We start from the raw sequence: 15,782 nt of genomic DNA, 5'->3' as shown, positions 1-15,782 counted from the left end.
GCCAAAATCACTATGCCACTACACTTTGATTTTGAAATTAACTGGGTAAAACCATGTCTTCCTAGGTTGAGTATATCTAGGCATTTTAGCCTCCTCAAAGTGATGAGGAGGTGTCCACTAAAACGGGTGAGGAACATTATCCGTTAGAACGTCTTGTTATGTTTCAGTTACTCAGGGCTTAATATACATTTTTATACTTAGAAACCCAAGTTTCCAGCCTTCGATAAAGCCAACTTTTGGGGTGATTTGATGGTTTACTACAAAACCAGTTAGAACTAAAAAAGAAATAAAAACTATTCCATAGACCAACTCGAATGTATCTCCATTTACGATCGTTTCAGGTAGCAACGCCATTAAAGCAAAACTTGCTAGGAGGAATAAAACGACGTTAGCAATACTAAAGAATATATATTTAAATATAAAACCAAACATATTTATTGGCACCTTCCATGATTGAAACATAACGAGCCTGTAGATTAACTCGTTTTTAAATTTGTTTTTATTGATAAACAAACCATAGCTGAGTTCCTATTTTGGTTCAATTGATTACTGTATTTTTACGCAGAATATAGAAGTGTTTGATATTGTTTTAATTGGCGTTTTGGAGGGGATTACGGGTGCTTTAGTGACTTTATTTTAGGTTAAAAGGGCTTACCCTTCTTAATGTATCGTATTTTGCAGCTTTTCTATATTATGAACAAGGCAATACAGTTGCCATTGCGTATTCACTTTCGTTTGACCCCGTAAGGTCAATTTATTCATCCCTTTATTCACCGTAATATTCCGCTTTTTATTTAAAAGAAAGCCGGTTCAATACTGCCGAATCGTTTGCCATTCTTTAATAAACAGCTGTCGTCGTCCGATTGGGCTGTCTATTTTAACTTTCATCTTATCGACATAGCTCATCTTTTTGCGCGATTCATTATTTATAAACTGCACCTGCGCCCTGTTTTAATGGGCTTTTTTCGTAATAATTAGGATGGGTGTCATCCTAATTATTAGTAGGATGGGTGTCTAGTTTATTTTTTTTGGCTTTTAATTCAAATACAGGTTTCAAAATTCACATGGTAACTCACATATACCATTTAACTTTATACATTAATTTTATTCATAGCATAGAAACCATGCTCGAAAACAGTAAACCGAGTGCAAATAAAATCATACGTTTAGTATTATTCTCTTCTTTGTCTGTAAAAGCTTCTGCGCTGTAAGGGAAATACATTGTTTTTGAAAATATATATGGATAAATCCAATAAAATCCCATTGAATATAAAATAAGACTCCCAATCCAATTTCCAATTCCAAATCTTTCAGCAATGAACAAGCCAGAAAACACGAACCAAATTACGGCAATCAATATAAAAATTGAATTTTTCATCACTCTTTCGAACCATTTAATGTCAGATTAGTTAAGATAGCTGTTCCAGCTTCTCTTTTTGCAATTTCTTTTTTTGTGATCGTTTTTCCAGCTTTTAATGGCCCCGTAACTATTTTACTTGCACCCAATGGGGCCATTGTAATCACAGCCCCTAACATATCACCTTGGACGATTTGATCTACTGCGACTACACTATCAATCGCAGCAGAAACGATTGCCCCCCCTAGAGTACAGGGAAAATTTTAGATGGGTGTCTTGTTTATTCTAACATTTAAATGGATAAGGATTGTATTTAGGTGTTGGAAAACGAATACACCCTACAATGAATCGACGTATTTAGCGGCCTTAAAACGCAGAGGCTCACCACTTTTAAAATTTGCAGTTAATAGCTAAATTTTACTAGTCGTCCACCTCAGGGCGTGTTGTTATATGAATTTAGCACTGATAGTAGCAGCGACTGATATTGCTCCAATAATAAAAGGCAACTGATAATCTGTAAAATATGACTCTTTTAACATATACCTAAACCAACCCAGAACCCTGAGCATATTGAACCTAAAAATACTGTAAGTTAAATACTGTCGATAAAAGTGAGCTGGTTTATCAGCACCTCCAGAAGCACTTATGGGCTCCCAATGAGAATTTTCAGGTAATGCTAATGTTGAGTGAAAATTTGTAATATCTGATTCGCTATGGCCTTGCCCATTATCTGCAGGATAGATATAAAACTCACATTTTCGCATGAAAGGAAAAGTAACCTGATCTTTTTTATTTGGTATTGCAGTGAAGCGCCCACTTCTACGTGAATACCGAGGATCAGTAAGGCAGATACGAACAAAATCTGAGTTTAAGAATTTTGACTTTTCACGTGCTCTCTTATTTAAGTATACTTCTTCTTTATAATATAAATGTTCATGAATCCTGTCATGCATATCTTTTACATATGTTTCCTCTTGGTAATACTGCCAATATCGAAGGCTAAAGTATGAAAAAAGCAATACAAGGGAGTACTTAACTACATCTGGATTTTTAACTAGAATTAACGTTCCTAGCAAGTTTATTTTTTCAAAAGTAGCACCGCTTAAAAAAAACAAAGGCATCAATAAAGAAAGAAGAAGAAAGTTCCGCCTCTGGCGCAATAATCCATCTGATATATCCCTATAACGAGCTTTTCTTTCGTCTGACACAAAACCTCCGATTCATATAACGCCCATTTAAGAGGCAAAATATAGTTGGCTAAAATAGGTGAACGGAGTGAACAAAAAGCCAACTATATTTTGTCCTGCTTGAAATTCTTGTTATGTTTCAGTTACTCAGGGCTTAATATACATTTTTATACTTAGAAACCCAAGTTTCCAGCCTTCGATAAAGCCAACTTTTGGGGTGATTTGATGGTTTACTACAAAGCCAGTTAGAACTAAAAAAGAAATAAAAACTATTCCATAGACCAACTCGAATGTATCTCCATTTACGATAGTTTCAGGTAGCAACGCCATTAAAGCAAAACTTGCTAGAAGGAATAAAACGACGTTAATAATACTAAAGAATATATATTTAAATATAAAACCAAACATATTTATTTGCACCTTCCATGATTGAAACATAACGCCTTACTAAGCGGCGAAAAATAGTTGGCTAAAATGTACGAGGAACGAGTGCTAGCCAACTGTTTAGCGTCCGTTTGAGTAACTTGTTAGAGCTATTAGCTGAAAAGTACAGAGATTGCACCGCCAATACCACCGCCAACTACTGCAGCTGTAAACACTATTGAAAGCTCCAATGATTTACTATTTTTTTGATCGAAATATAGTAACAAATCAATTGTTTCTTGTATTGGATATACCTGCCACTCATTGATAACCCTTTCAAGTACCGGCTTAAGATAAACTGTATGTTTACCGCTGGTGTATATATCTCTGAACTGTTGTTCCATAATGCTTTTGCTATACATTACTTCACCTTTAAACAAACCAACTTCTTTAAACGCTTTTTTAAAAAGTTTAGGCTTTTTAATTAGTTTATCTTTAATCGTTTTTTTAATCGAATCATCTTCGAACTCAAGTAAGGAGTGCATTAATTCTTGAATATTTGACCAATCATGAATTTCAGAACTTCTATTTATTTGCAAAAAATAGTAAAAGGACAGCTCATCCGATAAAGAATCAAATAAATATTCAAGTGCTTCGTCTTCAGATTCTACTTTAGGATTATGGTATTTGAAGCTTAATTGGTCATAGCCCCTTAACTTAGCATGTTCAAGGATAAAGGCATTTTCACTTTCGAGAGGCTCCTCATTATCACATAGCGAAAAGTTTGCATGAAAAGGGGAAGGTCCAATACAATCAAGATAAATATATGTATCTAATGAAGAAAACTCTTTAATTAAATATTCTCTAACTACTCGAACAGCGCTTGACGGCGATGTATTATTACCTGCATCAACACACTCAATGTAAGTAAGAGGTCCATGCCACGAGTGAATAAAATTGACTTTAAATTTTTCGGTGCCTGTATCAATATAGTCTTCACTTTCATTTATTGAAGATGCCTGAACCCTTTTCGGAATATAGATATTGAATGATAAATTAAAACCATAAAGTAACGGAAAACATGGTTCGCCATCGCGCATTTTGGTTGTGTCAGCGATGCTTATTTCTGCATCTTTATCTTCACTATTAAAAGACATAATAACGTTTGAAATAGTTGTTAACTTTTCTAAGGATTCGACAATTTCATTTGCATAGTCCTCAACAGTTATATTATTTTTTAATTTGTCACTAATTGAAAAGTGCAAGCATCCTACACCAAACTGCTTCATCTTGACTCCTTGATTGAGGTAGCTCTAACGCTTAACATATGGGGCAATTACTTGCTGGCTATACTGCGCGAAGCGCCAGCCAGCGAGTAATTGTCCCAGCGAGCCTGCGAGCGAAATAATGTTTTTGTTAGGCATCAACGCCTCGATTTGCAATCTTAAAAAATACCAATGCACTGAAGAAACCATGAATGGAATAGACTACCATCTCTTCGGTGTATTTTATCACCCCCCATTTAGTCCTTAGTCCATTTTCAACCATCGCTCTATATGTTCCGTAATAGTTTTCACCAGAACTAAAACCGGCTCTAGTATCGGTCGACAATTCCATTAGTAACAAGAATGCAATAGGAACAACAGCGCCAATAGTAGTTAGATAAAATAATGAGTTACGTTTTAGTTTTTTAAGTAAAAAGAAGGCTGGTAATCCAACACACAAAATAAAAGATAGCGCTACAAATAAAACAAACCCCAATATTAAAAGCTGTTGCTCATTTGAAAAATCCAAAAATCCTTGCCCCAGCACAAGAGATTCTCGTGAAAAAAGAATATATGCGAGTGGAATTTGAATAACTGTTGAAGCAAATACTGCTGCCAAAATGTTTCTCATTGATGCCTAACGCCAATATAATGGGCGCGCGGCTTTTTGCGCGTCCAGCCAGCTTTGCTGGCGATCATTCATGTTCTTGTTATGTGTTTTTAACATAGAAAACATTAGACTTTGGTGGATGAATTTTGGAAAGAGATATTTCATATTCTCGCTCGTCCTCAACATCCATATTTTCATAAGATATAAATTCGTCTTCAAGCAACCAGAACTTCGATTGCTCATGCGTTTCAAACTTATGAAGATTACCATCGCAATCGAGTACCTCTGCTGTGCCATCTTCTAGAAGCGCTTGCCTTGCCCAATTTAAGTCAGGAAAGCTGCAACTCATCAACCACCATTTAATTTTCATAATCTTCGAACACATAACGCTTTGCTAAGCGGCTAAAAATGGCTGGCTATAATAGCGAGGTACGAGCACAGCCAGCTGTTTGTGTCCGTTTAAGCAACTTGTTAAATTTTTATTACTGTAATATGCCTTGTGATCCTTTAAGTATGGGGGAACCATAACTCCAGATAACTGCACCCGATATACCTAAGAAAAGCACTACTTTATGTATGATTGATTCGTGATAAGCATAATGGTTTATTTGTTGAAATAGCAATGGCGGTAGTCGAGGTGTAGCATTATCCAATAGATTACTAATATTCCTGGAACGGTATTCGATAAACATTGCCATTACACCAACTAACGCTCCTGACCTTTCAAGCCATGAACCAGCTGTTTCAAAACTAGGACGCATAAATGACACAAAGTTTAGAGAGCTAAATATTCCCAATGTAACTAACAACAAGGCAACGCACACATAGAATTCTTTTTTCAAAGCTGATTCGAACTCATTGGCGAGTTTTATAGTTTTTGGATCATTTTCGTCTAGCATGATCATCCTTGCTGGCTTAGACATATAACTATGCATCCTCGCTTAAAAATTTAACGCCCTAATAACAGGCAAAAAATTGTTGGCTAAAATGTTGAGGAACGAAAACAGCCAACTGTTTTTTGTCCTTATTAATTAGCTTGTTATGTGACTTAACTCGCATAATTAATTACTTTTTTATGCTCTATATCGCGGTCGTCAATTGCCACAATATAATGCATAGTTTTTACGGGCCATTTAAACACAAGGCTTTTGATCGCAGAAGGCTCAACATTGTGTTTAACTAAATGCTCTTCAAGGGAATCTGCCCAATATCCAATTGATTTAGTGATTCGTTCACTCAGTAATTGAGATGGCTCAAATTCACGAGTAAGCCAATTAACGGAAATATCATATCCATTTCTTCGAATGTTTCTTAATTCATCAATTACAAAGTCATCATCGACATAATTTTCATAACTCGAAAAGCTATGTCCAAAATTATGAATCGCCGAAATTATATTTTTATACTTCATAGCCTGAGAGTCACATAACAATTTTGTCTACGACATTTGTCGTTTTATAAACCGACAAATGTCCATATATTACAATGCATTTATCTTAACCATCAAATAAACACCTGTAAACAATTAGTTAACTGAAAATTATTTTTAATCAGTGCGAAAATGTACCGAAATGGTGGAGATCAGTAATATTGGACAAAACAACAAGCACTGTCTATATATACAGTTAACTTTAGCTAGAGATTCATATCATGAAATCACCTTTTTTAACTATGATAGCCGAACAAATGTATCTAAAGCGTTATGCTAAAAGTACCGTTAAAGCGTATTTATACTGGATAGCTTCGTTTATTCGCTTTAACTCTATGAGGCACCCAACAACGATGGGAGACAATGAGGTCGAACTTTTTTTAAACCACCTTGTCAACCAACAAAATGTTGCTCCTAACACTCAAGCGCAAGCCTTAAATGCGTTGAGCTTTTTATTTAAAGAAGTGATTAAAAAACCACTCTCATTATCATTAGGTTTTATTAAGAGCAAACGAGCAACTAAACTACCGGTAGTTTTAACGCAGCAAGAAATAAATAATTTTTTTAAAGTGTGCTCTGCAAAGCATTATTTACCCTGTGGATTACTTTATGGTAGCGGTATGCGCTTAATGGAGGTACTGCGTTTACGGATACACGATATTGACTTTGACTATAACTGCATTCGAATTTGGGATGGCAAAGGAGGCAAAAATCGTGTTGTAACGCTTGCAGTAGAGCTCACACCGCAATTACGTTCTCAAATACAATTAGTTGATAGTTACCTGCAATTAGATTTGAAAAACCCCTTGTATAGCGGCGCTTACATGCCTCATTTATTACGTAAAAAATATCCAAACCACAATAGACAGCTGGGCTGGCAATATTTATTTTCATCACATAAATTAAGTCTTGATCCTGAGAGTAAGCAATTAAGGCGCCATCATATTGATGAAAAGCAATTACAACGCGCTGTTAAAAAAGCCGCTTTTGATGCAAATATTAATAAACACGTTACGCCACATACTTTGCGCCATTCATTTGCTACGCACTTACTGCAAAGCGGCGCTGATATTCGTACAGTACAAACACAGCTAGGTCACAGTGATGTGCGTACTACGCAAATATATACCCATGTACTACAGCAAGGTGCTAACGGGGTTGTTAGCCCTTTTTCAAGATTATAAGCGTCTCTTTTTAATACTCTACAGATACATATTCACTTTCAAACCAATACCGTCATCTATTTCCATTTTAAAAACATAAAAAAAGCCCCGCTTGTTTTTACACAAGCGGGGCTCCACACTAATACTTTTCAAGAATAAAAGCGCCGATACTGCGGGCGCTTTGCATCATTGAATTTAATTACTTTAACTTACTGATTAACTACACTTTTAAGCGGATTAATCGGCTGTGCGTTATCGTCTAGTAGGTTCATATCAAAATCGAACTCATCTACACGAATCGCTTTTTCACGTTTGATGTTGTAATCAATTAACTGAACGTGTTCAGCTTGTGTGATTACGTTTGCCGCTAGTGCGTTATCAAGCGTGATGTTAAAGCGTATACCTGGTTTAATTACTTTAGCACGTAATGCTTTTTTAACTTTAGCCAGTTCGCCAAGTGATGCCATTTTAGCTTTGTAAGCTTGCTCATTAATATGATGGCCATCGCCCACTACTGGTTTAACTAAATGCGTGATTTGCGCTTTAAATGCGGTATCTAGCTGAGCTTGCTTAGCTAGTTCGCGGATTAAATCATCGCTAATTTTTGGCATTTTAGTTGAGTAGTTCATTGTAATGAAACGAATAAACTTACGTGTACCACTTGCAGGGAAGTTATCTAAAAACTTATGCAATGCTTCTTCAGCACTTTGTAGTGCAAAACGAGTCGCGTAATGGAAATACGGCGCTGCTTGCTCACGGTCACTGCTTGATACTTTTTGCTCGTAGTATTTAATTGATGCCATAGCTGCATATAAGAAGCTCATTACATCACCTAAACGTGCCGATAGCATTTCTGCTTGTTTTAACTTACCGCCAAGTACCAGTAACGAAAAGTCTGCGTACACTGCAAGTTTTGCAGATAATTTATGTACTGCTTTTTCGTAGTCACGTACTTCTGGTAATTCAGAGTTTGCACTTGCTGTAAATGGTAAAACACCAAGGCGAAAAGCACGGAAGCTGTTTGCTGTGCTGTAACCAATTGTTTTACGTAAAATGCCGTTAAATTCTTTATCTGCGCCTTTGTCTTCGCTGTGAATTGACTCAACCATAGATTGTAAATATGGGTGACAACGCATAACACCTTGACCAAAGATCATTAGGTTACGTGTAAGAATGTTCGCGCCTTCTACCGTAATGGCAATCGGCTGAGCAACATAACCACTTGCTAATGTATTTTGTGGACCATTTTGAATCGCTTTACCCGCTTGAATATCCATTGCTGAATCAAGCACGTCGCGACCAAGCTCTGTCATGTGGTATTTAGCGATTGCAGTTACTACTGATGGTTTTAAGCCCATGCCTAAGCCTTCAGTTGTAAGTACGCGCATTGCTTCTTGTAGGTATGTTTTACCTGCAATGTCAGCTAGTTTTTCTTGAATACCTTCAAACTGGCCAATGGCTAAACCAAACTGTTCACGCACTGCTGCGTATTCAGATGCTGATTTAAATGCAACTTGTGCTGTACTAACACCTAGCGCAGGTAATGAAATACCACGGCCAGCACCTAAACAGCTAACCAGCATTTGCCAACCACGGCCGATATTTTTCTGTCCACCAATAACAAAATCCATTGGTACAAATACTTTGTTACCACGTGTAGTACCGTTGTAAAAACGAATACCCATTGGGTCGTGACGATTACCAAGCTCTACACCTGGGTGCTCTTTTGGAATAAGTGCACAGGTAATACCTAAGCTTTCTTTACCACCTAATAAACCATCAGGGTCCATTACTTTAAAAGCTAAACCAAGTACGGTAGCAATAGGTGCAAGCGTTATGTAGCGCTTGTCCCATGTGATCTCAAGGCCAAGTACTTCTTCGCCTTTATACATGCCTTTAGTAACTGTACCAATGTCTGGAATGCCACCTGCATCAGAACCCGCTTCTGGGCTTGTTAATGCAAAACATGGAATGTCTGTACCATTTGCTAGGCGTGGTAAGTAATGTGCTTGTTGCTCTTGCGTACCAAAGTGAAGTAATAGCTCACCCGGGCCTAACGAGTTAGGAACCATTACGGTTACCGCAACTGCTGAGCTTTTAGTCGCAATTGTGCCAACAATAGTAGAGTTTGCATAAGGGCTAAACTCTAAACCACCAAACGACTTAGGAATGATAAGCGAGAAAAAACGCTCTTTTTTCAAGAATTCTAAGATGTCATTTGGTAAATGAATGCCGTTTTGAATCACTGAATCGTCAATCATGCCCAGTAGTTCTTTTACTGGACCGTCTAAGAATGCTTGCTCGTCTGCGCTTAATGTAGCAGCAGGTACGTCGCGAAGTGCACTGAAATCAGGTTTACCTTGGTAGATAGAACCTTCAAGCCATACATCACCCGCGTCTAGCGCTTCTTGTTCTGTGATAGAAATACTTGGTAATACTTTTTTTAGTTTTGTACGTAAACTCATGATTGAACTCATCCGACCAGCTAAATAATAACTACATTACGTCATAAAAAATCGTTTAGATCAATTGCTCTATTCAATTAATTAACAGTTTTTTCAATTTATTTTCTTTACCTGAACGTAAACTGTTGAAACACAAAGGCTTACAGTTGTACGCTGAAAAAAAGTATTTTAGCTAAAATGATGAATAAAACAGCAAAAGCTCTAGCGCTGTATCTATTTTTTTATGGGCATAAAAAAACGCAGCACAAATAGGCTACGTTTTTATTCAATTTGTAGAGGCTACATTATCAGTTAATCTAGCTAAAACTACCTAAATTTAAATCAAATTGTATAAGCGCTTCACTTAGCAACTTTAACAACTTGCTTGCCGGTAAAACCACCAGTAAGTTGTTTATTAAGCGCTTGCGATACTGACTCAGCACTAAAATCTACGGGCGTTATTTCTGGGTGTTTAATGTCGCCACTAACAGCGCCTTCAAGTAACAGATTGCCCATAAAACTCAAACGTTGTTGTGCACATAAACTATTAGCAAGCCATGCACCACCAATCGATACAACGCTAATATTGGGCGCTCGGTGATACATTAAGTCTTGATCAAAGCAAGGTAGCGGATTTAAGCAGGCAATACGTCCGCAAAAACGCATTAACTCAATATTACGCTGAGTACACTCACCACCTATCGTATCAATAACCGCGTCAAAACCTTGTGGGCCAAGTTCTCTGCGGATTTTTTCGCATAGCTTTTTATCGCTATAGTCAAAAACCACATCAGCGCCTAGCTGCTTAACCAATTTATGGTTACGCTTTGATGCCGTGGTAAATACATCTGCACCGCGCTGTTTTGCATATTGAATAGCAAACTGCCCTACCGCTCCGGCTCCGCCTTCAATAAAAATAGTATCGCCTTCACTAATGCCTATTTTATCTAAGCTAATAAGTGCTGCCATACCGGCGCATGGAAGTGTTGCTGCAATGGCCGGATTTAAACCGCTTGGCACAACCGACACTGCAAAGTTAGGTACCTTGGTGTATTCGCTCAAAGCACCTTGCTCACCAATGTTGGCATGCCACATAACGCGCTGGCCAACATTTGGAAACACACCTTTATTAGCTTTAACCACAACACCTACGGCATCTAAGCCTAAAATGTGTGGATACTGCCATTTACAAAAGCCTGTTTTAGCAAATTGACCATCAACTGGATTTAAACCAACGTACTCTACTTTTACAAGCAGCTCGTTATCTGCACAAATAGGAACAGGCAGCTCAGCATCCGCTAAGTCAATTGCTTCATTTGGTTCTGGCAGTACAATAGCGCGCATCGTTTGCGGGATAATGTATTCATGTAAATTTTCAGTATTTGGCATCAATATAACTCTACTTATTAGTGTCGTTTAACGCATAACTCCATTGGCCATTAAATGACTGGTAAGCATTTACTTTGGCAAGCAGTGAAGAAATTGTTGTTTCAACAGCATTTTCTTGTGCTATTAAAACATCCTGGCGCGCATCTAACAACTCAAGGTAAGGAATTTGACCTTCTTCGTACATTGCTTGTGCTTGTAAAAATGCTTTATTAGCAAAGTCATAGCGCTCATCGGCAAAGCGTTTTTGCTGTGCTTGATTGACCAACAATTGCAGTGAAAGTTCACTTTCACTTAGTGCAGTTAATACCACTTGTTGATAATCGCTGTAAGCGGCTTCACTTAAAAACTGCTGCGCGTCGCGCTGTGCTAATAATGCTGGGTAGCTTAATAACGACCATTGCAACTGCGGCGCTACTTGCCACTGTTGGTCGGTATTTTTTAAGCCTGTGCTATCTATACTCACAACCCCTGCAAATGCAGATAAGCTAATATCGGGTAATAACGCTTTACTAGCTGCAACACTTAAACTATTTGCTTGGCTAAAGTCAAACAGTGCACGGCTAATATCTGGACGTAAGGCAATGGCATTATTAGCGTTTTTTAGTGCTACGCTAAAGTCACGTTCAAGCACGCCTTGCTCGTTTTCAATAGCAATATTTTGCGCTAGCTTACCGCTTAGTACTGCAAGAGCAGATAAATCGCTGTATTTTGCATACTCAATAGCAGGCATTAATGCTTGTTGCTGCCTAAGCTGCGCCATCGTACGGTTTAAATCAAGTTCGTTTGCGACGCCTTCGTCAACACGGGCTTGAAGAACGTCAATACTTTGCTCAAGCGCTTCAATTTGAAGCGTAACAATGTGTTGTTTTTCAACATTCCCTTGATAACTTACAAAGCCTTTAACAACTGACGAAACTACTTCAATTTGTAATAAGCGTACTTGCTCTGCTTGGCTCATGGCTGATGCATTTGCAGCATCAACCAACGCTGTTATGCGACCAAATAAATCTAGCTGCCAATCAAGTGCAACGTTTGCACTTGATTGGCGGTCAAACACGCTTGGTGCATCGCTTCGAGCTGCGCCAACATTTACGCCACCTTGCGGAAGGTACTGGGCTTTTTGCTCTCCTAGTCGCGCTAATGCACTTTTAAGTGTTAGCTGGCTTGTTTGCAAATTATAGTTATTTGCAAGCGCACCAGTAACAAGCTCATTTAGTTGATCAGAATTAAGCTTTTTCCACCAGTTTGTTTCATCAGCAACGCTAACGTTACTAGCAATATTAGCTTTAGCAACAAATTCGTTAACGGCTTTTTGCTCGCTCATGGTGTCTATTTTACTCGCACACCCGGCTAAAAACGCAGCGACTAATACTGCACTGGCAGTCAGACTTGTTTTAAGTCTTTTTTGCATTAATTTAGTCATGAGTATTCTCCTGCGCTTTCTCTTTTTTGTTAGTCACTAACATATAAAATACCGGCGTAAACAATAGGCCAAACACGGTTACACCTATCATCCCTGAGAATACTGCGTTACCCATTGCGTGTCGCATTTCGGCGCCCGCACCGGTGGCAAGTACTAACGGTACAACACCTGCTGTAAATGCAATTGACGTCATTAATATTGGGCGCAAGCGCATACGACATGCCTCAAGTATTGCCTCTAAGTGCGATAAGCCTGAGTCGTGTCTATCTTTTGCAAACTCAACCATCAATATCGCATTTTTAGAAGCCAACGCGACCAGTACTATTAACGCTATTTGGGTGAATATGTTGTTGTCAGAGCCAACAAACCACACACCTAACAAGGCTGAGAAGATAGTCATTGGTACAATTAATATAATTGCCAGTGGTAAACGTAAGCTCTCGTACTGCGCTGCAAGTACCATAAATACAAGTAATACAACTAACGGGAATACATAAACCATGGTGTTACCGGCAAGTACTTGTTGGTACGTTACTTCAGTCCACTCATACTCAATACCTGTTGGTAGTGTGTCTGCGAGTACTTTTTCAATAGCAACTTGTGCTTGATCAGAGCTATAACCTGGCGCTGGGCTACCATTTAGTTCTGCACTTGGGTAACCGTTGTAATGCATAACACGGTCAGGACCAATTGTTGGTGTTACTGTTAATACAGAGCCTAATGGCACCATATTACCTGAGCGGTTCCGTACTTTTAAATTAAGTATTTGATCAGGGTCTAAGCGATAGTCAGCATCAGCCTGTGCATTTACTTGGTACGTACGGCCAAACATATTAAAGTCATTTACGTACACAGAGCCTAAGTAAATTTGCAGTGCATTAAATACTTCATCAAGTGGAATACCTTGAATAAGCGCTTGTTCGCGGTCAATATCAATATCCATTTGTGGAACTTGGATACGGAAACTTGAGTACAGGCCCATTAATGCAGGGTCTTGTTGCGCTTTACCAATAACTGCTTGCAGGCTATTAAATAATGCTTCAAACCCTTTATTAGCTCTGTCTTCTATTTGCAGTTTAAAACCACCGGTAGTGCCCAAACCTTGAATTGGCGGCGGTGGAAATACCGCTACAAATGCCTCATCAATGGCGGAAAAACGTTTATTCAACTGCGCCGCTATCGCCATCGCTGATTGGCTTGGGTCGGTACGTTTGTCAAAGCTTTCAAGTGGTGTAAATACAATGCCGCTGTTAGGGCTATTCGTAAAACCGTTCACTGATAAGCCAGGAAAAGCAACAGTATGTGCAACCCCTGGTACTTCTAATGCAATTTGCTGCATTTGAGCAAGTACGTCTTCAGTACGATCAAGGCTTGATGCGTCAGGTAACTGCGCAATAGCCACTAAATACTGTTTATCTTGCTGTGGAATAAAGCCACCTGGTACGGTATCAAATAACTTAATTGTGCCGCCAACAAGTGCAATGTAAGCCACCATTACAACAACGGTCATACGAATTAGTTTTTGTACCAGTTTTTCGTAACCTTTAGCACCACGATTAAATACGCGGTTAAATGGTTTAAACAACCAACGACCAAACAATTTATTAAGTAAACGCGTAAATGCATCTGGTTTTGCATCATGCGATTTTAATAACAATGCAGCAAGCGCAGGCGATAACGTTAATGAGTTAAACGCTGAGATAATCGTCGAAATTGTAATTGTAAGTGCAAATTGCTTATAAAATTGACCTGATAAACCGGTAATAAACGCAGTAGGAATAAATACAGCACTTAGTACTAGCGCAATAGCAATAATAGGGCCTGTTACTTCACTCATTGCAACGCGGGTTGCTTCAAGTGGCGATAAGCCTTTTTCAATATTACGCTCTACGTTTTCAACAACTACAATCGCATCATCTACAACAATACCTATGGCCAATACTAAACCAAACAACGACAAGGTATTAATTGAGACACCTAACCACTGCATTACGGCAAATGTACCAATAAGTGAAATAGGCACAGCAATTAGCGGAATAATTGATGCTCGCCACGTTTGTAAAAATACAATAACAACAATAACTACCAGTACAATTGCTTCAAGCAACGTGGCAATTACCGCGTCAATTGAGCCGCGAACGAATACCGTAGGGTCGTACACAATGTCGTATTCAACACCGGTAGGAAAATCTTTTGATAAGCGCGCCATTGTTTCGCGTACTTGATCGGAAAGCTCAATAGCGTTTGAACCTGGGCGTTGAAATATTGGCATTGCAAGAGCTGGTTGGTTGTCAAGCTCTGCACGCAGTGCGTAAGTGTCTTGACCTAAATCAACACGGGCTATATCAGATAAACGCGTTAACTGACCTTCGTCGCCTACTTTAATAATAACTTGTTCAAATTCTTCAATACTGTTTAAACGACCTTTAACGTTTAACAGTATTTGAAATTGACTGTCGTTTGAAATTGGTTGCGCACCTAAGCTACCTGCAGCAACTTGCTGGTTTTGCGAGCGAAGTGCTGTCACTACATCTGTTGCTGTTAATTCGCGTGCAGCAAGTGCATCTGGGTTTAGCCATACTCGCATTGAGTATTTGCCAGCACCAAACATGCGAATATCACCTACGCCTGGTAAGCGCGCAATTTCATCTTTAATATTTAAATCAGCATAGTTAGATAAGTAAGCTGTGTCGTGCGTTTTTTCAGGTGAGTATAAATGCACTACCATGGTTAAATCTGGTGATGACTTTTCAGCCACAACACCTAAACGTTGTACTTCTTCTGGCAAACGCGGAAGTGCACTGTTTACACGGTTTTGTACTTGTACTTGAGCACGGTCTAAATCGGTACCTAACGCAAAGGTTACCGTTAGTGTCATGCGGCCATCACTGGTACCTTGCGAAAACATATATAGCATGTTTTCAGTACCGTTGATTTCTTGCTCCAGCGGTGTTGCTACTGTTTGCGCAATAACGGTAGGGTTAGCACCTGGGTAGTTAGCGGTAACAACAACTGTTGGAGGAACTACTTCTGGGTATTCACTTACTGGTAATTGGAATAGTGATATACCACCAGCAATTAAAATAACCAATGACAGCATGGCCGCAAATATTGGACGCTGTATAAAGAAATGCGAGAATTTCATCAATAAA

At 38.7% G+C, this 15,782-nt stretch carries 16 protein-coding genes and 1 pseudogene; 2 read left to right on the top strand and 15 right to left on the bottom strand.

The features are described 5' to 3' along the window. Positions 1–171: 171 nt before the first annotated feature. From QL995_RS00745 to QL995_RS00730, 4 genes are all read right to left on the bottom strand, one after another. Complete coding sequence (locus QL995_RS00745) at positions 172–432, bottom strand: hypothetical protein (RefSeq protein WP_282114041.1); 261 nt, start codon at positions 430–432, stop codon at positions 172–174. A 228-nt stretch (positions 433–660) separates the two neighbouring features. Next, complete coding sequence (locus QL995_RS00740) at positions 661–762, bottom strand: transposase (RefSeq protein WP_282114040.1); 102 nt, start codon at positions 760–762, stop codon at positions 661–663. A 346-nt stretch (positions 763–1,108) separates the two neighbouring features. Next, positions 1,109–1,378 carry a hypothetical protein gene (locus QL995_RS00735; RefSeq protein WP_282114039.1) on the bottom strand — a complete coding sequence of 90 codons (270 nt, stop codon included), beginning with the start codon at positions 1,376–1,378 and terminating at the stop codon, positions 1,109–1,111. Beyond that, positions 1,378–1,515: a hypothetical protein gene (locus tag QL995_RS00730; protein ID WP_206013370.1), complete on the bottom strand. Its 138-nt coding sequence runs from the start codon at positions 1,513–1,515 to the stop codon at positions 1,378–1,380. The genes QL995_RS00735 and QL995_RS00730 overlap by 1 nt, the downstream gene beginning before the upstream one ends. Positions 1,516–1,642: 127 nt before the next feature. On the opposite strand from QL995_RS00730, the pseudogene QL995_RS00725 reads away from it, so the two are divergent. Next, positions 1,643–1,771: pseudogene (locus QL995_RS00725) on the top strand (IS110 family transposase); the annotation flags it as partial. A 32-nt stretch (positions 1,772–1,803) separates the two neighbouring features. Here QL995_RS00725 and QL995_RS00720 read toward each other — a convergent pair. The 7 genes from QL995_RS00720 to QL995_RS00690 all read right to left on the bottom strand — a co-directional run bounded on the left by QL995_RS00720 (position 1,804) and on the right by QL995_RS00690 (position 6,193). After that, positions 1,804–2,565 (bottom strand): hypothetical protein, encoded by a 762-nt coding sequence (locus QL995_RS00720; RefSeq protein WP_282114038.1) that lies wholly within the window; start codon positions 2,563–2,565, stop codon positions 1,804–1,806. Positions 2,566–2,691: 126 nt separating this feature from the next. After that, positions 2,692–2,952 (bottom strand): hypothetical protein, encoded by a 261-nt coding sequence (locus tag QL995_RS00715; RefSeq protein ID WP_024592024.1) that lies wholly within the window; start codon positions 2,950–2,952, stop codon positions 2,692–2,694. Positions 2,953–3,080: 128 nt separating this feature from the next. Continuing rightward, on the bottom strand, positions 3,081–4,196 hold the full coding sequence (locus tag QL995_RS00710; protein WP_290291634.1) for a hypothetical protein: 1,116 nt from the start codon (positions 4,194–4,196) through the stop codon (positions 3,081–3,083). Between the two features lie 127 nt (positions 4,197–4,323). Continuing rightward, positions 4,324–4,803: a hypothetical protein gene (locus tag QL995_RS00705; protein ID WP_290291632.1), complete on the bottom strand. Its 480-nt coding sequence runs from the start codon at positions 4,801–4,803 to the stop codon at positions 4,324–4,326. Between the two features lie 79 nt (positions 4,804–4,882). Continuing rightward, a complete protein-coding gene (locus QL995_RS00700) occupies positions 4,883–5,131 on the bottom strand; it encodes a hypothetical protein (RefSeq protein ID WP_290291630.1) in 249 nt (82 codons plus the stop codon). Between the two features lie 133 nt (positions 5,132–5,264). Next, complete coding sequence (locus tag QL995_RS00695; RefSeq protein WP_290291627.1) at positions 5,265–5,705, bottom strand: hypothetical protein; 441 nt, start codon at positions 5,703–5,705, stop codon at positions 5,265–5,267. A 125-nt stretch (positions 5,706–5,830) separates the two neighbouring features. Beyond that, entirely contained in the window at positions 5,831–6,193 is a 363-nt protein-coding gene (locus QL995_RS00690; protein WP_169061461.1) for a hypothetical protein, read from the bottom strand. A 239-nt stretch (positions 6,194–6,432) separates the two neighbouring features. On the opposite strand from QL995_RS00690, the gene QL995_RS00685 reads away from it, so the two are divergent. Beyond that, positions 6,433–7,395, top strand: a complete 963-nt coding sequence (locus QL995_RS00685; protein ID WP_007582026.1) for an integron integrase — start codon at positions 6,433–6,435, stop codon at positions 7,393–7,395. A gap of 188 nt (positions 7,396–7,583) precedes the next feature. Here the strand turns inward: QL995_RS00685 and QL995_RS00680 are convergent, their stop codons facing one another. The 4 genes from QL995_RS00680 to QL995_RS00665 all read right to left on the bottom strand — a co-directional run bounded on the left by QL995_RS00680 (position 7,584) and on the right by QL995_RS00665 (position 15,775). After that, entirely contained in the window at positions 7,584–9,839 is a 2,256-nt protein-coding gene (locus QL995_RS00680) for an acyl-CoA dehydrogenase (protein ID WP_010553922.1), read from the bottom strand. A 339-nt stretch (positions 9,840–10,178) separates the two neighbouring features. Then, a complete protein-coding gene (locus QL995_RS00675) occupies positions 10,179–11,207 on the bottom strand; it encodes a zinc-binding dehydrogenase (RefSeq protein WP_290291619.1) in 1,029 nt (342 codons plus the stop codon). Between the two features lie 10 nt (positions 11,208–11,217). Continuing rightward, positions 11,218–12,630 carry a TolC family protein gene (locus tag QL995_RS00670; RefSeq protein WP_101217022.1) on the bottom strand — a complete coding sequence of 471 codons (1,413 nt, stop codon included), beginning with the start codon at positions 12,628–12,630 and terminating at the stop codon, positions 11,218–11,220. After that, entirely contained in the window at positions 12,623–15,775 is a 3,153-nt protein-coding gene (locus tag QL995_RS00665; RefSeq protein WP_290291614.1) for a multidrug efflux RND transporter permease subunit, read from the bottom strand. The genes QL995_RS00670 and QL995_RS00665 overlap by 8 nt, the downstream gene beginning before the upstream one ends. Between the last annotated feature and the right edge of the window lie 7 nt (positions 15,776–15,782).

It is taken from the genome of Pseudoalteromonas sp. APC 3358, assembly GCF_030408075.1.
In the GTDB taxonomy this organism is placed as follows: domain Bacteria; phylum Pseudomonadota; class Gammaproteobacteria; order Enterobacterales; family Alteromonadaceae; genus Pseudoalteromonas; species Pseudoalteromonas arctica.
The sequence above is the reverse complement of the archived record's forward strand: the minus strand, read 5'-3'. Positions and strand labels throughout refer to the sequence as shown.